15 protein-coding genes and 2 pseudogenes are annotated in these 17,110 nt (G+C 57.0%); 13 read left to right on the top strand and 4 right to left on the bottom strand.

Annotation, left to right across the window (positions count from 1 at the left end):
• Nucleotides 1-168: 168 nt before the first annotated feature.
• The 3 genes from K0F75_RS23310 (at nucleotide 169) to mmsB (ending at nucleotide 4,009) form a co-directional block, all read left to right on the top strand.
• Nucleotides 169-1,497: an MFS transporter gene (locus K0F75_RS23310; RefSeq protein ID WP_257604474.1), complete on the top strand. Its 1,329-nt coding sequence runs from the start codon at nucleotides 169-171 to the stop codon at nucleotides 1,495-1,497.
• Between the two features lie 63 nt (nucleotides 1,498-1,560).
• On the top strand, nucleotides 1,561-3,099 hold the full coding sequence (locus K0F75_RS23305) for a CoA-acylating methylmalonate-semialdehyde dehydrogenase (protein WP_219064320.1): 1,539 nt from the start codon (nucleotides 1,561-1,563) through the stop codon (nucleotides 3,097-3,099).
• Nucleotides 3,100-3,121: 22 nt separating this feature from the next.
• Complete coding sequence (gene mmsB, locus K0F75_RS23300; protein WP_219064319.1) at nucleotides 3,122-4,009, top strand: 3-hydroxyisobutyrate dehydrogenase; 888 nt, start codon at nucleotides 3,122-3,124, stop codon at nucleotides 4,007-4,009.
• Nucleotides 4,010-4,089: 80 nt separating this feature from the next.
• On the opposite strand, the pseudogene K0F75_RS23295 reads toward mmsB, so the two are convergent.
• A pseudogene (locus K0F75_RS23295) lies at nucleotides 4,090-4,731 on the bottom strand (DUF1109 domain-containing protein).
• Nucleotides 4,728-5,300, bottom strand: a complete 573-nt coding sequence (locus K0F75_RS23290; protein WP_219064318.1) for a sigma-70 family RNA polymerase sigma factor — start codon at nucleotides 5,298-5,300, stop codon at nucleotides 4,728-4,730. Before K0F75_RS23290 ends, K0F75_RS23295 begins: the two are co-directional and overlap by 4 nt.
• Nucleotides 5,301-5,583: 283 nt before the next feature.
• Between K0F75_RS23290 and K0F75_RS25970 the strand changes: the two genes are divergently transcribed.
• Together K0F75_RS25970 and K0F75_RS26095 are read left to right on the top strand one after the other, a co-directional pair.
• Nucleotides 5,584-5,877: a hypothetical protein gene (locus K0F75_RS25970; RefSeq protein WP_257604473.1), complete on the top strand. Its 294-nt coding sequence runs from the start codon at nucleotides 5,584-5,586 to the stop codon at nucleotides 5,875-5,877.
• Nucleotides 5,878-6,030 (top strand): annotated as a pseudogene (locus K0F75_RS26095) (DUF2282 domain-containing protein); the annotation flags it as partial.
• Between the two features lie 342 nt (nucleotides 6,031-6,372).
• Here K0F75_RS26095 and K0F75_RS23280 read toward each other — a convergent pair.
• Nucleotides 6,373-6,717, bottom strand: a complete 345-nt coding sequence (locus K0F75_RS23280) for a cupin domain-containing protein (RefSeq protein WP_219064317.1) — start codon at nucleotides 6,715-6,717, stop codon at nucleotides 6,373-6,375.
• A 312-nt stretch (nucleotides 6,718-7,029) separates the two neighbouring features.
• Between K0F75_RS23280 and K0F75_RS23275 the strand changes: the two genes are divergently transcribed.
• Both K0F75_RS23275 and K0F75_RS23270 read left to right on the top strand, forming a co-directional pair.
• Nucleotides 7,030-7,614, top strand: a complete 585-nt coding sequence (locus tag K0F75_RS23275; RefSeq protein ID WP_219064316.1) for an NAD(P)H-dependent oxidoreductase — start codon at nucleotides 7,030-7,032, stop codon at nucleotides 7,612-7,614.
• A gap of 121 nt (nucleotides 7,615-7,735) precedes the next feature.
• A complete protein-coding gene (locus K0F75_RS23270) occupies nucleotides 7,736-8,632 on the top strand; it encodes a LysR family transcriptional regulator (RefSeq protein ID WP_219064315.1) in 897 nt (298 codons plus the stop codon).
• Nucleotides 8,633-8,714: 82 nt separating this feature from the next.
• On the opposite strand, the gene K0F75_RS23265 is transcribed toward K0F75_RS23270, so the two are convergent.
• Nucleotides 8,715-10,298, bottom strand: a complete 1,584-nt coding sequence (locus K0F75_RS23265; RefSeq protein WP_219064314.1) for a peptide chain release factor 3 — start codon at nucleotides 10,296-10,298, stop codon at nucleotides 8,715-8,717.
• A 331-nt stretch (nucleotides 10,299-10,629) separates the two neighbouring features.
• Here K0F75_RS23265 and K0F75_RS23260 point away from each other — a divergent pair, with 331 nt between their 5' ends.
• The 6 genes from K0F75_RS23260 (at nucleotide 10,630) to K0F75_RS23235 (ending at nucleotide 17,075) form a co-directional block, all read left to right on the top strand.
• On the top strand, nucleotides 10,630-11,343 hold the full coding sequence (locus K0F75_RS23260; RefSeq protein WP_219064313.1) for an ABC transporter permease: 714 nt from the start codon (nucleotides 10,630-10,632) through the stop codon (nucleotides 11,341-11,343).
• A 15-nt stretch (nucleotides 11,344-11,358) separates the two neighbouring features.
• Nucleotides 11,359-12,282, top strand: coding sequence for a glycine betaine ABC transporter substrate-binding protein (locus K0F75_RS23255; protein ID WP_219064312.1), 924 nt, complete (start codon nucleotides 11,359-11,361; stop codon nucleotides 12,280-12,282).
• Complete coding sequence (locus tag K0F75_RS23250) at nucleotides 12,279-12,932, top strand: ABC transporter permease (protein WP_219064311.1); 654 nt, start codon at nucleotides 12,279-12,281, stop codon at nucleotides 12,930-12,932. The genes K0F75_RS23255 and K0F75_RS23250 overlap by 4 nt, the downstream gene beginning before the upstream one ends.
• A gap of 14 nt (nucleotides 12,933-12,946) precedes the next feature.
• Complete coding sequence (locus K0F75_RS23245; protein WP_219064329.1) at nucleotides 12,947-14,116, top strand: betaine/proline/choline family ABC transporter ATP-binding protein; 1,170 nt, start codon at nucleotides 12,947-12,949, stop codon at nucleotides 14,114-14,116.
• A gap of 420 nt (nucleotides 14,117-14,536) precedes the next feature.
• Nucleotides 14,537-15,700 (top strand): type III PLP-dependent enzyme, encoded by a 1,164-nt coding sequence (locus tag K0F75_RS23240; protein ID WP_219064310.1) that lies wholly within the window; start codon nucleotides 14,537-14,539, stop codon nucleotides 15,698-15,700.
• 193 nt (nucleotides 15,701-15,893) lie between these two features.
• Nucleotides 15,894-17,075, top strand: a complete 1,182-nt coding sequence (locus K0F75_RS23235) for an alpha-xenorhabdolysin family binary toxin subunit A (RefSeq protein ID WP_219064309.1) — start codon at nucleotides 15,894-15,896, stop codon at nucleotides 17,073-17,075.
• The last annotated feature ends 35 nt before the right edge of the window (nucleotides 17,076-17,110 follow it).

Below are 17,110 nucleotides of genomic sequence, written 5' to 3'. Positions count from 1 at the left end.
TTTATGAGCGTTCTTATTAGAAGTTTGCACATCTATACTCCAAAACACGCCCATGACCAACTTCTTGATCAGCGGCTCAGGAGCAAGACCCGCAAGGTCGCGAGCCACATCCCAGGCAACACCCACCTGCCATAACACCCTGCACAAAAATAATAAGCGGAGGAGTTTATGAAGAACGCTACAACGGCGGACGCTGGCGCACTCGGTGCCAACCCTGCGAAAAAGGCCAAACCTTATCGGCTTGCCGGTATGGCGAGCATGGCCGGTACGACCATCGAGTGGTACGACTTTTTCCTCTACGGCACGGCTGCCGCGCTCATCTTCAACAAGATTTTCTTTCCCGCCCTGGACCCGATCACCGGTGTGTTGGCAGCCTTCGCTACCTATGCCGTGGGCTTTCTCGGCCGGCCATTGGGCGGCGTGATTTTCGGCCACTTCGGTGACCGTATCGGGCGTAAGTCGATGCTGTTGCTGACGCTGCTGATGATGGGGATACCGACCATCATCATCGGCCTGATCCCCACCTATGATCAGATCGGCTACTGGGCCGCGTTGATTCTGGTGGTCATGCGCTTCCTCCAGGGCATGGCGGTTGGCGGCGAGTGGGGTGGGGCGGTGTTGATGGCCGTTGAACATGCACCCGAAGGCAAGAAAGGCTTTTACGGCAGCTTGCCGCAAACCGGTGTGGGTGCCGGTCTGGTGTTGGCATCGCTGGCCATGGGCCTGGTTGCCAAATTGCCCGAAGCGGACATGCTCAGCTGGGGTTGGCGCCTGCCGTTCATCGCCAGCATCGTGCTGCTCGGCGTCGGCTGGGTGATTCGTCTGAAAGTTCCGGAATCACCGGACTTCGAAAAAATGAAAAAGCAGAACATTGCGGTCAAGATCCCGCTGTTTCAGGTGCTGCGCAATCATCCGCGCGAAACCCTGACCATCATTGGCGCCCGGACGGCAGAAAACGCCTGGTTCTATATGTCGGTGACGTTCGCCCTGGCCTACGCGGCCAACCAGTTGCAGATTCCGCGTGGCGATGTGCTCAACGCCATCACTGCTGGCGCGGCCCTGTCACTGATCACCATGCCACTGTGCGGGCACCTGTCCGACAAGGTCGGGCAACGTCGCTTGTACTTCGCCGGGCTGTTGCTGCTTTGCGCATTCGTCTACCCGTTCTTCGCCATGCTCGAAACCCGCGAGCCACTGTTGGTCTGGTGGGCGATGGTACTGGCGGTCGGGGTGGTGTTTCCGATTCTGTATGCGCCTGAATCGCTGTTGTTCGCCCGGCAATTCCCGGCAGAAATTCGTTACAGCGGCATCTCGGTGTCGGTGCAACTGGCCGGCGTACTGGGGGGTGGTTTCGCGCCAATGATCGCCACCAAATTGTTGGCCTACGCTGATGGTAGCCCTCATTACGTCATCGTTTATCTGATCGGCATGGGCGTGGTGGCGTTGTTCTGCACCGCCCTGATGAAACCTGACCCGGCACGGCGCAGAACCTTATAGCCGCCGTTTGCTTTGACTTTTTTTGCCGCCCGCATCGGGCCGCTCGAATCCAGGAGAACTCCAATGAACGCTTCTCTCAATCCGTCCATCAATAAAAACGAAACCGCCGTGGCCCGCGTCAAACTGCTGATCGGTGGTGAGTGGGTCGATTCGCAGACCAACGAATGGCACGACATCGTTAACCCGGCAACTCAGGAAGTACTGGCGCAAGTTCCCTTCGCCACCGAGTCTGAATTGAATGCTGCGGTTGCGGCCGCCGAGCAAGCCTTCAAGACCTGGCGCTTGACCCCCATTGGTGCGCGGATGCGCATCATGCTCAAGCTCCAGGCGTTGATCCGCGAACATTCGAAACGCATCGCTGTGGTGTTGAGTGCAGAACAGGGCAAGACCATCGCTGATGCGGAAGGCGACATCTTCCGTGGTCTGGAAGTGGTCGAACACGCCTGCTCCATCGGTACTTTGCAGATGGGCGAGTTCGCTGAAAACGTCGCGGGCGGTGTTGATACCTACACCCTGCGTCAACCGATCGGCGTCTGCGCCGGGATCACGCCTTTCAACTTTCCGGCAATGATCCCACTGTGGATGTTCCCGATGGCCATCGCCTGCGGTAACACCTTCGTTCTCAAACCGTCCGAACAAGACCCGCTGTCGACCATGCTGTTGGTGGAACTGGCCGTCGAGGCGGGCGTGCCAGCCGGTGTGCTTAACGTGGTCCACGGCGGCAAGCAGGTCGTGGACGGGATCTGTACCCACAAAGACATCAAGGCCGTGTCCTTCGTCGGTTCGACCGCAGTGGGTACTCACGTTTATAACCTGGCTGGTCAGCACGGCAAACGCGTGCAATCAATGATGGGCGCGAAAAACCACGCCGTGGTGCTGCCCGATGCCAATCGCGAGCAGACCCTGAATGCATTGGTCGGTGCCGGCTTCGGTGCCGCCGGTCAGCGCTGTATGGCGACGTCTGTGGTGGTGTTGGTGGGCGCGGCAAAACAATGGCTGCCAGACCTCAAGGCTCTTGCGCAGAAACTCAAGGTCAACGCCGGTAGCGAAGCCGGTACTGATGTGGGTCCGGTGATTTCCAAGCGGGCCAAGGAACGTGTGTTGGGCCTGATCGAAAGCGGTATCCGCGAAGGCGCCAAGCTGGAGCTGGATGGTCGCAACGTCTCGGTACCCGGGTTTGAAGACGGTAACTTCGTTGGCCCAACCTTGTTCTCGGGCGTGACCACCGAGATGCAGATCTACACCCAGGAGATCTTCGGCCCGGTACTGGTCGTGCTGGAAGTCGACACCCTCGATCAGGCGATTGCCCTGGTCAACGCCAACCCGTACGGCAACGGCACAGGCCTGTTTACCCAAAGCGGGGCGGCAGCGCGCAAGTTCCAGAGTGAGATTGATGTCGGCCAAGTGGGTATCAACATTCCGATCCCGGTGCCTGTCCCATCCTTCAGCTTCACCGGCTCGCGTGGTTCGAAACTCGGTGATCTGGGTCCGTACGGCAAGCAAGTCGTGCAGTTCTACACTCAGACCAAAACCGTCACCAGCCGCTGGTTCGACGATGACAGCGTGAACGATGGCGTGAACACCACGATCAACCTGCGCTAAGTCGCCTGACAGGAGAACGATTATGAAAATTGCATTTATCGGCCTCGGTAACATGGGCGCGCCCATGGCCCGCAACTTGATCAAGGCCGGTCATCAGTTGAACCTGTTTGACCTCAACCAGACAGTACTGGCCGAGCTCGCCGCACTGGGTGGTCACATCAGCGCCTCGCCCAAGGATGCGGCGCAGGGCAGTGAGCTGGTCATCACCATGCTGCCGGCTGCCGCACACGTGCGCAGCGTGTACTTGAATGAAGACGGCGTGCTGGCCGGCATCGCCCAAGGGGTGCCCGCAGTGGATTGCAGCACCATCGATCCACAGACCATCCGCGATGTCGCGGCGACTGCGGCCAAGCAAGGCGTGGTGCTGGGGGATGCCCCTGTTTCCGGTGGCACGGGCGGTGCGCAAGCCGGGACCCTGACCTTCATGGTTGGCGCCAGCGCAGAACACTTCGAAGTACTGAAACCGATATTGGCGCAGATGGGCAAGAATATCGTCCACTGCGGCGACGTCGGCACCGGGCAGATCGCCAAGATCTGCAACAACATGCTGCTGGGGATTTCCATGATCGGCGTGGCCGAAGCCATGGCCCTGGGCAATTCGCTGGGGATCGATACCGGCGTTCTGGCCGGCATCATCAACAGCTCCACCGGGCGTTGCTGGAGTTCCGAAGTCTACAACCCATGGCCGGGCATCGTCGAAACCGCGCCAGCTTCGCGTGGCTATACCGGCGGCTTCGGGGCGGAACTGATGCTCAAGGATTTGGGCTTGGCGACCGAAGCCGCACGGGTTGCCCATCAGCCGGTGATTCTCGGCGCGGTGGCGCAACAGCTGTATCAGGCGATGAGCTTGCGCGGCGAAGGCGGCAAAGACTTCTCGGCGATTATCGAGTCGTATCGCAAGGCTGAGTAAAGCGTCTCCCGCAAAAAATAACGGGCAACTCGAGTCGTCGAGCTGTCCGTTTTTTATGCCAATCAGCTCGAATGCGTGGTCTACCAGCGCAGACAGCGTGGCCCCAATGCTGCGCCGATTGCAGTCGGTACCAACATGCCAAGTGCGTACTAGACACCCCAGAAAGGCACTTCCATCTCGGGGCAGTGGAGGCAATAGGCGAGGGTCGCCATCGATCCCGCGAGCAAGCCGCCACTCGCGCCGGTCAGCGCCAGACGGGTCGGGGCAAGGCCTCTCAGGACCTAGAACACCGCGATGAATCCGGGGATCGAGAGCAGCATGATATTCAGCGCACACACTCGCCATGTTTTGCCGAGTAGCATAGAGACCCGTGCGCTGGGCACCGCGACGGCCAGCACATAAAACCCGCTCAACCAGACCGCGGCGACCGTAGCGCTGATCAGTAATCCGCCGCGTCCGCTGCTCATCCCGGGTCTGGCCAAGCGCGTCACCATCATCAGGGCCCCGAGAATCAAGCTTAGAGGGAACGCGATTTTTGCCCAGAAAGTTGCCGTTGCCGAGACTTGGACGAGGTCTGCGCGCATACCCAGGGTCGAAACCACCAGCAGACTCGCACCGAGTATTCCAATCAGCACGGCGATGCCGAAGCGCTTGGCAAGCGCCCACCGGTCTATCGGTGTGACGCCAGTGGCGAGTAGTGAAACAAGATCATCAGTTTTCATCGTGTGCCTCGGATCTTTGCCGCCAGGGCTTTGAGCCCTCGGTGTACGCCAATCTTTACCGCCGACTCGGACAATCCCGTCACCCGAGCTGTTTCTGTGACCGACAACCCCTCGAGCTTCACGTGCATGATAGGTAGGCGCTGACGGTCCGGTAACTGCTCAAGCAGTTTGTCCAGGTCGCGGCTAGCCTGCTCAGGCTCTAGATGTGGCTCGGCAAACAGCTCCATCGCATCGTCGATGGAATCATGGAATACATCGTGACGCGAACGTGCCCGAAAAAGATCCGTGAGTTTATAGCGCGCAATGGCGAAAACCCAGGCGGTCAAAGGCTGCTCGACTCGGTATGTCTGGCGTCCGTTATGCACGGCCAGCAATACCTCTTGCAGCAGATCTTCAATTTCGCCCGGCTGGCTCTGAAGCCGCGCCCTGAGAAAACCGCGTAGATGCGTGCTCAATTCAGAAAGAAACGTCCGGTAGGCCGTTTCATCACCGCTCAGTCCTGCGAGGAACAGCGCTTGAAGATGCATTTCGCGGCTGCGCAACGACTCGTTATGTGTAGTTCGGTCCATCGCTCGCTCTGGTTACACAATAGGTGAAGTATTTTTTAGCACGGCCTTCCGCTGGCCATCTCGCAGCGAGTGGGTATCGAAGCCGCAGAGAGCGTTGATTACGCTAAAGCCGCAAACATTCTTGCCGGGGTTGAGGGTGCAGACCAGATAAAACGTTCGAAAAAATATTTCCAGATCGCTGTAACCAGATGGCGAGTGTCGGCGAACTACCTTACGGATCGCACGTACAGTGCTCGAGGGCACTGGCATGCGGACTACCCCTCATTGCTCTGGAGAAGTCATCATGAACATCCTTAAACTCGTTGCCGTGGCACTCGCTTTCTCTTCGATGGCCACTGGCGCCATGGCGGCTGACAGTATGGCCCCTGGCGCTATGGCGGCTGGCACCAAAGCTGCTGGTGCCATGGCGGCTGATACTATGGCTCATGGCTCTATGGCGGCGGGCACTAAAGCGGCTGGTGCCATGGCGGCTGATACCATGGCTCCGGGCTCCATGGCCGCTGACACTAAAGCTGCTGGCGCTATGGCAGCTGACACCATGGCTCCTGGGGCCATGAAATCAGGTGCCATGAAGTAATGTTACGGCGTGGTGATGGCTGGTCATAACGATTGCAAAGCGGGCGCGGACCCAAGCAATGGACTACCAATCCAATGCCAGGAAAAATGCCCCGCCGGGACTTTCACCAGCAGCAAGACGCCATGCGGCATGGGCACTTTCAAACCGGTGTAATTGCAGGCTCGCGGGGCGCACGCCGATCATGAAGGCATTACTCGAGATGGGCGGCTGGAGTGGGCCTCAAACCGAAGCGCTATGAGGCTACATTCGAATGCGCAGCTAGTGGTTTGTGGCTCGAAGTCAATCCTGAAAGCCGATGTGGTTGGTGGTGGTCCGAGCCTGGAAGTGATCGGCAGCGTCCGATGGCACTCGGGGGTCGTGCGAGGCACTCATTTTCGAGCGCCTCGCGCGGCCAGCGTTCCACGTTCAGCCGTCGCTGGACCTCTCCGGTCTGCTGATCCAGCTATTTACTGCCGATGCTTTCGCCATGAGCGACGCTGATCGATAAAGAGCTGTTCAAGCAAAAACAAAATACTTGCGCACAGTCTCAACCACCTCCCACGTCCCCTTCATTCCAGGCTCTACAATAAAAATATCGCCCGCCCGCAGGTGGATCGGCGCCATACCGTCAGGGGTGATGATGCAGTAGCCTTCCTGGAAATGGCAGTACTCCCACTTCACATAATCCACTCGCCACTTGCCTGGGGTGCAGATCCAGGTGCCCATGATCTTGCTGCCATCCTCGGAGGTGTAAGCGTTGAGGTTGACGGTGTGCGGGTCACCTTCGAGCTTTTCCCATTTGCAGGCGTCAAGCAGGGGCAGTGGGTGAGTATCGCGAAGAACGGTAATAGGCGCAGACATGACAACTCCAGGGTTAGGGGCGCGGGTGTCAGACGGTGCAGGCCGCGCTCGGACACCATAGGGCGGTTATGTCGGGGGCAATTGTCTGTGCTCGACACTGAAGTATCCAGAAACGCGGAGCCCGCACTTGAGGCTTAAAAACACTGCAGCAATAATCTGAGCGCTATTCGTGCGTTGAAATCAAAAGTATTTTGCCCGGCTGCGGCTTATTCATTCGCGGTCTCATCGGTATTCTGCCGTCAGTCAATTTGTAACCTCCTAAATCAAGCGCGTCTGCACTGCGGCTTGCCATTGAATACTGATGAGATACCCATGAAAAAAATTCTGCTATTGAACGGCGGCAAAAAATTCGCTCACTCCGAGGGTTTGTACAACGCCACTTTGCACAACGCGGCGCTGGCCTTCCTTGATCGCTCCGGGTTTGATGTCAAAGAAACCCAAATCGATGCTGGCTATGACGTGGCCGAAGAAGTGGTCAAATTTCTCTGGGCCGATGTGATCATTTACCAGATGCCGGGCTGGTGGATGGGTGCGCCGTGGACCGTGAAGAAGTACGTCGATGAAGTGTTCACCGAAGGTCATGGCAGCCTTTACGCCAACGACGGTCGGACCCGTTCCGACGCGTCGCAGAAATACGGCAGCGGTGGTCTATTGCAGGGTAAGCAGTACATGATTTCCGCGACCTGGAACGCGCCGCAGCAAGCATTCGATGACCCGAGCGATTTCTTCGAAGGGAAAGGTGTGGACGCGGTTTATTTCCCTTTCCATAAAGCCAACGAGTTTTTGGGCCTGACAGCGCTGTCGACGTTCCTCTCTGTCGACGTGATGAAAGTCCCGGCCATCAAGGCGGATGTGGGGCGTTACGAGCAGCATCTGGCCACGGTGTTTGGTCTCTGAAGCGCGGTCGCTCGCACGGTGTAGAAGCAGGCTTGTCCGCAATCCCCCCTCGTCAGGCGCAAGGGATCTTTTTTGCTGAAAACAGCGCTAATATCTAGACTGTTTTGAGTGGAAGACAACAGTGAAAGCCAGATCAGATGAGTTGCAGGTATTCGTTTCGGTGATTGAGAGCGGTTCGATATCCGCTGCTGCCGAGCAAGTTGGGCAAACCCCTTCGGCCATCAGCAGGACCTTGTCGCGGCTTGAGGCGAAGCTGGAAACCACCCTGATCAATCGCACCACACGGCGCATGGATCTGACAGAAGAGGGCAAATTCTTCCTCGAAAAAGCCAAGCAGATTCTGGCGCAGATGGATGAGCTTGAAGAGCGGCTGTCTCTGCGCCAGCAGGTGCCCTCCGGGCGTTTACGGATTAATGCTGCGTCGCCGTTCATGCTGCATGCGGTGGTGCCTTACGTTGCCGAGTTCCGCAGGCTGTACCCGGACATTCTGCTGGAACTGAACAGCAACGACCTGATCATCGACTTGCTTGAACAAAGCACTGATGTGGCGATTCGTATTGGCACCCTGGCCGACTCGACGCTGCATGCGCGCTCATTGGGCAGCAGCCCGCTGAACATTCTTGCCAGCCCCGCCTACCTGAAACAGCATGGCACTCCGGCCACGGTTGAAGCGCTGGCAAGCCATGCCTTGCTCGGCTTTACCCAGACAGAAAGCCTGAACCATTGGCCGTTGCGTCACGCTGAGGGTGATCGATTGCAGATCCAGCCCGCGATGTCCGCCTCCAGTGGCGAGACCTTGCGTCAGTTGGCGTTGGCCGGGGAGGGCATTGTCTGCCTTTCCCACTTCATGACCCACGAAGATATCCGCCTCGGGCGGCTGGTGGTTGTCCTGCCGGAAGCTAACAGCGGCCATCGGCAACCGATCCATGCGGTGTATTACCGAAATTCGCAGTTGGCGCTGCGTATTCAATGCTTTCTGGATTTTATTCAGAAAAAACTGGCGGGGTATGCGGCGTGAAAGCAGTCGCCTGAAGGACGACTGCTTTCATCGAGAGACATGCGTCTCCCGCTCACGCCTGCATAATAGGGGGTACTGGTTATCAGTGATGCTCGCGCGTTGCGCGGAATTTCACATCAGGCCAGCGCTCTTCCATCAGGGCCAGGTTGACCCGGGTCGGTGCCAGGTAGGTCAGGTGACCGCCGCCATCGACTGCAAGGTTTTCCACGGCCTTGATCTGGAATTCTTCGAGCTTCTTCTTGTCGCTGCATTCAATCCAGCGGGCTGACCACACGGTGATCGGTTCGTAGGCGCACTCGACCTTGTATTCTTCCTTCAGGCGGCTGGCAACCACATCGAACTGCAGAACGCCCACGGCGCCGAGGATGATGTCGTTGCTGCGCGTCGGGAAGAACACCTGCGTGGCGCCTTCTTCGGCCAGTTGCTGCAAGCCCTGACGCAATTGCTTGGACTTGAGCGGGTCCTTCAGGCGTACGCGACGGAACAGTTCCGGGGCGAAGTGCGGGATACCGGTGAAGCCCAGGTTCTCGCCTTCGGTGAAGGTGTCACCAATCTGGATCGTGCCGTGGTTGTGCAGGCCGATGATGTCGCCAGCGTAGGCTTCTTCCAGTTGTTCACGCTCGGAAGAGAAGAACGTCAGCGCGTCGCCGATCCGCACTTCTTTACCCAGACGCACGTGGCGCATCTTCATGCCTTTGTCATAGCGGCCCGAACAGATACGCATGAAAGCGATACGGTCACGGTGCTTAGGGTCCATGTTCGCTTGAATCTTGAACACGAAGCCGCTGAATTTTTCTTCGTTCGGTTCTACCGTGCGCTCGTTGGCAACCCGGGCCAACGGCTTGGGTGCCCAGTTCACAACTGCGTCCAGTACGTGATCGACACCGAAGTTACCCAGCGCGGTACCGAAGAACACCGGGGTCAACTGGCCGTCGAGGAACTCCTGCTGATTGAACGTGTGGCAGGCGCCCTGCACCAGTTCCAGTTGATCGACGAAGCGTTTGTACTCATCACCCAAGTGGGCGCGGGCTTCATCCGAATCAAGTTTTTCGATGATCTTGACGTCGGTACGCTCATGACCGTGACCGGCGGTGTAGACAATGATGTAGTCGTCGGCCAGGTGGTACACGCCCTTGAAGTCGCGGTAGCAGCCGATGGGCCAGGTGATCGGCGCGGCCTTGATCTTCAGGACGGCTTCGATTTCGTCGAGCAGTTCGATCGGGTCGCGGATGTCGCGGTCGAGTTTGTTGATAAAGCTGATGATAGGGGTGTCGCGCAAACGGCAGACATCCATCAACGCAATGGTCCGTGGTTCGACGCCTTTACCACCATCGAGCACCATCAATGCCGAGTCCACTGCCGTCAGGGTGCGGTAGGTGTCTTCGGAGAAGTCTTCGTGGCCCGGGGTGTCGAGCAGGTTGATCATGTGATCGCGATACGGGAACTGCATGACCGATGTGGTGATGGAAATCCCGCGCTGTTTCTCCATCTCCATCCAGTCGGACGTCGCGTGGCGGTCGGATTTACGTGACTTCACCGTGCCGGCGATAGCAATGGCCTTACCCATCAACAGCAACTTTTCAGTGATGGTGGTCTTACCCGCATCCGGGTGGGAAATAATGGCGAAAGTGCGGCGTTTCGCGACTTCGGCGGCCTGGTTGGTCATGGGAAATCGCCTGGCAGGTGATTCAAAAAAGGACGCCGATTATAGCCCAAATTGATGCAATAACCGAACCGCTCAGTCGATCAAAGGTGGCGAAATAGTGTCTTTCGTGGGAACCTTTCAGGCTGTGGAGACGTCCACTCCCCTGTTACAGCCAACGTCAGGGGCTGAAAATTCAGCAAGTTAGCTTGACGAAGCTGCGCTTATGGCTTGTGTTTTCGCCGAGGTTAAACCCTTACCGGCGACCCACCCGCTGCTCTTCGCGAACGTTTGTGTGCTGCCAGTATTGGCCGGCCTTGCAACGCGTTTGCCGACTGAAATAAGGAGTCCGCCTGTGGCTAATCGCTATGGCAAGGGGCTATTGGGAGGTGCGGTTGTCATCGCATTTCTGGCCCTGCTGATCCACTGGATCGGCATCAGTACCATCGAACAGTACCAAGACGATCTGTTGTTCTATCTGCAAGCCCATCTGATTCTAGTGATGGTTTCAATGTTGGCGGCCCTGGTAGTCGGAATCCCGGCTGGCATTGCCCTCAGCCGACCGAACATGGTTGGCCGCGCCGAACGTTTCATGCAGATCTTCAATATTGGTAACACCGTCCCACCTCTCGCCGTGCTGGCCATTGCCCTTGGGATTCTCGGGATTGGCAGCGGACCGGCCATCTTCGCCCTGTTCCTCGCCTCATTGTTGCCTATCGTGCGCAACACCTATGAAGGCCTGAAAAATGTTCAGGGTTCACTCAAGGAAGCCGCCGTCGGCATCGGCATGACACCCACCCAAGTGCTGCTGCGTGTCGAGTTGCCGAATGCCGTACCTATCATCATTGGCGGTGTGCGGGTGGCCTTGGCGATCAATGTCGGGACGGCCCCGTTGGCCTTTCTGATTGGCGCCAACAGCCTGGGCAGTCTGATTTTCCCCGGCATCGCCTTGAACAATCAGCCGCAGCTGCTGCTCGGCGCAGCGTGTACCGCCTTGCTCGCACTGCTGCTTGATGGCGTGGTGACACTGGCGAGCCGACTCTGGCTGGAACGCGGTCTGACCCGCTGATTGAAAGGAATTCCAATGAAAAGATCATGCTTATTTATAGGCTTTGCCTTGCTGCTCTCGGGATTTGCCCACGCGGCTGAAAAGCCGGTAATCCGCATCGGTGCCCGAGTGTTCACCGAGCAAACAATCCTCGCGGAACTCACCGCGCAGTATTTGCGCACCAAGGGCTACGACGTTCGAGTGACCGGTGGCCTGGGTAGCAATCTGGCGCGCAGCGCGCAAGAAAGCGGGCAACTGGATTTGATCTGGGAGTACACCGGGGTGTCCCTGGTGAATTACAACCATGTCGACGAAAAGCTCGATAGCGCGCAGACCTTTGAACGGGTCAAAACGCTGGACGCGAAGAAGGGGCTGGTATGGCTCTCGCCGTCGAAATTCAGCAACACCTACGCGTTGGCGTTGCCGAAAAAAATCGCTGACCAGTATCCGCAGATCAACACCATCAGCGACCTGAGCAGCGTCCTGAAAGACGAGGTGAAAGACAAACACATCGTTGCGCTGGACACCGAGTTCGCCAACCGTTCCGATGGCTTGATTGGGATGGTCAAGCAATACGACATGAACCTGAACCGCGAGAGCATCCGCCAGATGGATGCCGGGCTGGTCTATACCGCGCTGCGTAACGGCCAGGTCTTCGCCGGGCTGGTCTACACCACGGACGGACGCCTGAACGCGTTCCAGCTCAAGCTGCTCGAAGACGACAAGCATTACTTCCCGGACTACACCGCTGCACCGGTGATTCGCCAGGAATACCTGAACGCTCATCCGGACCTCGCCGCGCAGCTAAAGCCGCTGGCCGAACTGCTGGATGACACCACCATGCGCGCGCTCAATGCGCGGGTCGATGTCGATCATGACAGCCCCTCCGTCGTTGCCGCGGATTTCCTGCGCGAGCACCCACTGCACCCTGTCTCCCAAGACAATAAGGAGAAGCAATGAATATCTTCAGCACCTTCTCCCACCTGGACTGGCCGCTGGTCCTGCACCTGACCTGGCAGCACATCACCCTGGTCGGGATCGCCGTGACCCTGGCCATCGTGGTCGGCGTCCCGTTGGGCGTATTAATGACACGTTTTCCGGCACTGGCCGGTCCGCTGCAAGCCAGTGCCACGGTGTTGCTCACCGTGCCCTCGATTGCCCTGTTCGGCTTGTTGCTGCCGTTCTATTCGAAGTTCGGTCAGGGGCTGGGGCCGATGCCGGCAATCACCGCCGTGTTTCTGTACTCGCTGCTACCGATCATGCGTAACACCTACCTGGCACTCACTGGTGTCGAACCGGGCATTCGCGAAGCGGCCAAAGGCATCGGCATGACCTTCGGTCAGCGCCTGCGCATGGTCGAATTGCCCATCGCCGTGCCGGTGATTCTCGCCGGGGTGCGCACTGCCGTGGTGATGAACATTGGCGTTATGACCATCGCCGCGACCATCGGTGCCGGTGGTCTGGGTGTACTTATTCTCGCTTCAATCAGCCGCAGCGATATGTCGATGCTGATCGTCGGCGCCGTACTGGTCAGTCTTCTGGCCATCTTCGCCGACCTGCTTCTGCAATGGCTGCAACGCACGCTGACTCCAAAAGGTCTATTGAAATGATGAATCCAAAGCAAATGATCGAACTTCAGAACCTGACCAAGACGTTTCACACCAATGGCAAAGACGTCACCGCCGTGGATTCCGTGAGCTTGACCGTCAACGAAGGCGAGATCTGTGTATTCCTCGGGCCCTCGGGTTGCGGCAAAAGCACCACGCTGAAAATGATCAACCGGCTGATCATGCCGACCTCAGGCAAGGTGTTGATCAACGGTGAAGACACCGCCGACCTGGATGCTGTGACCCTGCGTCGCAATATCGGCTACGTGATTCAGCAGATTGGTCTGTTCCCGAACATGACCATCGAAGAAAACATAACCATCGTTCCGCGTTTGCTGGGCTGGGACAAACAGAAGTGCCACGACCGCGCTCGCGAGCTGATGAGCATGATCAAGCTTGAGCCCAAACAGTACCTGAATCGCTACCCACGTGAGTTGTCCGGCGGTCAGCAACAGCGGATCGGCGTGATTCGTGCGCTGGCGGCCGATGCCCCCTTGTTGCTGATGGACGAACCCTTCGGCGCGGTCGACCCGATCAACCGCGAAATGATTCAGAACGAGTTCTTCGAGATGCAACGGGCGCTGAACAAGACTGTGATAATGGTCAGCCACGACATCGACGAAGCCATCAAGCTGGGCGACAAGATCGCGATTTTCCGCGGCGGCAAGCTGATTCAGTTCGATCATCCAGACACCTTGCTGGCACACCCTGCAGACGATTTCGTCAGCAATTTCGTGGGTCAGGACAGCACGCTCAAACGCCTGCTGTTGGTCCGCGCCGAAGACGCTGCCGACAATGCGCCCTCCGTCAGCCCGGAAACCCCGGTGGCCGAAGCGCTGGAATTGATGGACGAACTCGACCGCCGCTACGTGGTCGTCACCGATGCGGATAACAAAGGTCTGGGCTATGTCCGCCGCCGCGACCTGCACCGTCAGCAAGGCACCTGCGCACAGTACCTGCGCGAATTCAATGCTACCGCCGCGTTCGACGAACACTTGCGGATCCTGCTGTCGCGCATGTACGAGTTCAATCGGTCATGGTTGCCGGTGATGGACGCCGAGCGGGTCTTCCTCGGGGAAGTCACCCAAGAGTCGATTGCCGAGTACCTGAGCTCGGGCCGTTCGAAGGGCGGCAAAACCAGCATCACCTCGCCTGCGGAGTTGGTGGAGCAGGCAGCGGCAGTCTGATCTGATGCCATCGCGGGCAAGCGCGCTCCTGCAACGGATCGCGCTTGCCCGCGATTTTGAGCGATTCGGTTTCCCTGAAAATCCCCGTTCAGGGAACATCAGGCTGTCACATCGGTCCGTTACATAAGTCAGTGATCATCGTCCGGCGACGGACGTGTGCAAAAACGCGACATTTTTTGTTGATCTCAAGCGTCTCAAGTCCTAAAGTTCGCGCCGAACGTCCATGCTGGAAACGATCCATCCGGCTCAAGTACTGACGACGAGACAGCAAGGTCACCCAGACGCCCGCAGGGCCCGGTTGACCTTTTTTGCTTTCGGCGGACATGCCTTGGGAAGTAGGCGAACCAAAGTGGGGATACACACGGAGGACGTTCATTTGCACCCATTGATTAATTTAGTTTGCCAGTAGGAGTTCCCAGCATGCCGATCCAGGTCGAAGACTATTTTGAGCGCGAAACCTTCAACAAAATGAAGGCGTTCGCCGACAAGCATGAAACCCCGTTCGTGGTCATCGATACTCAGATGATCAGCAAGGCCTACGACGACCTGCGCGCAGGCTTCGATTTCGCCAAGATCTACTACGCGGTCAAAGCCAACCCGGCGGTGGAAATCATCGACCTGCTCAAAAGCAAGGGTTCGAACTTCGATATCGCTTCGATCTACGAGCTGGACAAGGTTATGAATCAGGGCGTTGGCCCGGACCTGATCAGCTACGGCAACACCATCAAGAAATCCAAAGACATTCGCTACTTCTACGAGAAGGGCGTGCGTCTGTATGCCACCGACTCTGAAGCCGACCTGCGCAACATTGCCAAGGCCGCGCCGGGTTCGAAAGTCTATGTGCGTATCCTCACCGAAGGCTCGACCACCGCTGACTGGCCATTGTCCCGCAAGTTCGGTTGCCAGACCGACATGGCCATGGACCTGCTGATCCTCGCGCGTGAACTGGGCCTGGTGCCTTACGGCATCTCGTTCCACGTAGGTTCGCAGCAGCGTGACATCAGTGTGTGGGACGCAGCGATCGCCAAGGTCAAAGTGATCTTCGAGCGTTTGAAAGAAGAAGACGGCATCGTTCTCAAACTGATCAACATGGGTGGCGGCTTCCCGGCCAACTACATCACCCGTACCAACAGCCTGGAAACCTACGCTGAAGAAATCATCCGCTTCCTCAAGGAAGACTTCGGCGACGATTTGCCGGAAATCATTCTTGAGCCAGGCCGTTCGTTGATTGCCAACGCCGGTATCCTGGTCAGCGAAGTGGTACTGGTTGCACGTAAATCGCGTACCGCCGTAGAGCGATGGGTTTACACGGACGTGGGCAAATTCTCCGGCCTGATCGAAACCATGGACGAAGCCATCAAGTTTCCGATCTGGACCGAGAAGAAAGGCGAGATGGAAGAAGTGGTCATCGCGGGCCCAACCTGCGACAGCGCCGACATCATGTACGAGAACTACAAGTATGGCCTGCCACTGAACCTGGCCATCGGCGACCGCCTGTACTGGTTGTCCACCGGCGCGTACACCACCAGCTACAGTGCAGTTGAGTTCAATGGCTTTCCGCCATTGAAGTCTTACTACGTGTAATTGCTGAGCGCGTAACGCAAAAGGCCCATGAGCGATCATGGGCCTTTTTTGTGCGGATTAGAAAGTAGTCAATGTGTGGCGTTATATTCCTACAGCGTGTGTCGATTCCGTTAACTGTTTATTGGGTGTGTGCTCTGCTACTTTTTGGCTGAGCGTTTAAAAGCGCCATCACCCAGTAATCAAGGATTCGATTATGCTCAATTCAAGTACAGCGGAAGTGTCCGCTGAAGACGTAGGCTTGGCCAGCGAACGTTTTATGGCTTTAGCTTCCAGCAGTCATCCAGAAGTGATTCGGTCTCCCGGACTGTTGGTGACTAACGAAGATGTCCGGCGGATAAAAAGATACGTCGAATCGGGTCTTGAACTTCCCGCAGAGCTTGCTCAGGTCCAGCAGCTATTGGGCTATGAAAAAATTGATATCCCGGGTCTTGAACCAAGTGATATGCAAGTTATCTATCAAGGCATAAAAAAACACGCTGAATCCTGGTCGACTATTGAAACGGGTATGAAAACCGTTGGCGCCAGTCTGATCGTTTTTTCGGAAGACCTGGAAAGCAGCGGTGGTGCAATAACGGCCTTTGTCAAAGGCCTGGAAGGTTACAAGTCTGCGACCGGTATGGTCGGTGATCTGACGCCCGAAGAGATCAATAAACTTCCTGAAGTGAGCCTGGGCGAGGGTGACAAGAAAAAAATGCCGACCTTGCTGGCTCTGGTCAGTGATTTGAGAACCGCCCTCCAGCATCACAGTAAAACCACCTCCGACGTGAATGTAAAAATTTCCGATTTCAAAGATATTTTGAAAGACGTCATCGCCCCGGCAGTGGGTTTAAAGATTGCGTTGTGTGCCAGTAACGGAAATGACAAAGAAATAGCCAGGCTTACGGCAGAGGTCGACATCATCAACACGCAGATTGCCGAAAAGCTTGCCACCTACGAGTCGTACTCTACCTATAAGTGGCTGGGGGCTTGGTGGGGGCCGATTGGTCTGGCAATCAGCGCGTCGATTTATGGGGCCAAAGCGGCGGCAACGTTGACAGAGAAAGATCAATTAATAACTCAAAAGCAAGCGCTGGAGCAGCAGATTTCGGCACGCAACGGTTTGCTGAGCTCTCTTATCGGTTTCGAAACCAGTCTTCAGGATTTGAAAATACGAATCGAGGGCGCTTCAGGTAGTGCATCCAATCTTGAGAGCATGTGGGGGCTGGTTCAGGGGTACATCGACTCCTCATATCGGAAGTTGGAAGGTATTACCGACGCCACCTACCTGGTGATTTTCGTGACCCGCCTCGAGAGCATTATTTCAAGCTGGGTCAGTATACGGAAACAGGCGCAGGACTTACTGACAGCCTTTAATAATGTGACGGCTGAGCGTTAAGTGGTGTTGTATTAAAGTTTTTTGTAGCGGCCATC

Origin of the sequence: Pseudomonas sp. UMAB-08 (genome assembly GCF_900095225.1) — a bacterium.
Taxonomy (GTDB): Bacteria; Pseudomonadota; Gammaproteobacteria; order Pseudomonadales; family Pseudomonadaceae; genus Aquipseudomonas.
Note: the sequence above shows the minus strand (reverse complement) of the source record. Positions and strands in the feature narration are given on the sequence as shown.

Bases quoted from the DNA above. Each gene is read 5' to 3' on its own strand.
- K0F75_RS23310 (WP_257604474.1), top strand. From the start codon at position 169: ATGAAGAACGCTACAACGGCGGACGCTGGCGCACTCGGTGCCAACCCT.
- K0F75_RS23250 (WP_219064311.1), top strand. From the start codon at position 12,279: ATGAATATCTTCAGCACCTTCTCCCACCTGGACTGGCCGCTGGTCCTG.
- K0F75_RS23280 (WP_219064317.1), bottom strand. From the start codon at position 6,717: ATGTCTGCGCCTATTACCGTTCTTCGCGATACTCACCCACTGCCCCTG.
- K0F75_RS25970 (WP_257604473.1), top strand. From the start codon at position 5,584: ATGAACATCCTTAAACTCGTTGCCGTGGCACTCGCTTTCTCTTCGATG.
- K0F75_RS23265 (WP_219064314.1), bottom strand. From the start codon at position 10,298: ATGACCAACCAGGCCGCCGAAGTCGCGAAACGCCGCACTTTCGCCATT.
- K0F75_RS23290 (WP_219064318.1), bottom strand. From the start codon at position 5,300: ATGGACCGAACTACACATAACGAGTCGTTGCGCAGCCGCGAAATGCAT.
- mmsB (WP_219064319.1), top strand. From the start codon at position 3,122: ATGAAAATTGCATTTATCGGCCTCGGTAACATGGGCGCGCCCATGGCC.
- K0F75_RS23240 (WP_219064310.1), top strand. From the start codon at position 14,537: ATGCCGATCCAGGTCGAAGACTATTTTGAGCGCGAAACCTTCAACAAA.
- K0F75_RS23305 (WP_219064320.1), top strand. From the start codon at position 1,561: ATGAACGCTTCTCTCAATCCGTCCATCAATAAAAACGAAACCGCCGTG.
- K0F75_RS23255 (WP_219064312.1), top strand. From the start codon at position 11,359: ATGAAAAGATCATGCTTATTTATAGGCTTTGCCTTGCTGCTCTCGGGA.
- K0F75_RS23275 (WP_219064316.1), top strand. From the start codon at position 7,030: ATGAAAAAAATTCTGCTATTGAACGGCGGCAAAAAATTCGCTCACTCC.
- K0F75_RS23245 (WP_219064329.1), top strand. From the start codon at position 12,947: ATGATCGAACTTCAGAACCTGACCAAGACGTTTCACACCAATGGCAAA.
- K0F75_RS23235 (WP_219064309.1), top strand. From the start codon at position 15,894: ATGCTCAATTCAAGTACAGCGGAAGTGTCCGCTGAAGACGTAGGCTTG.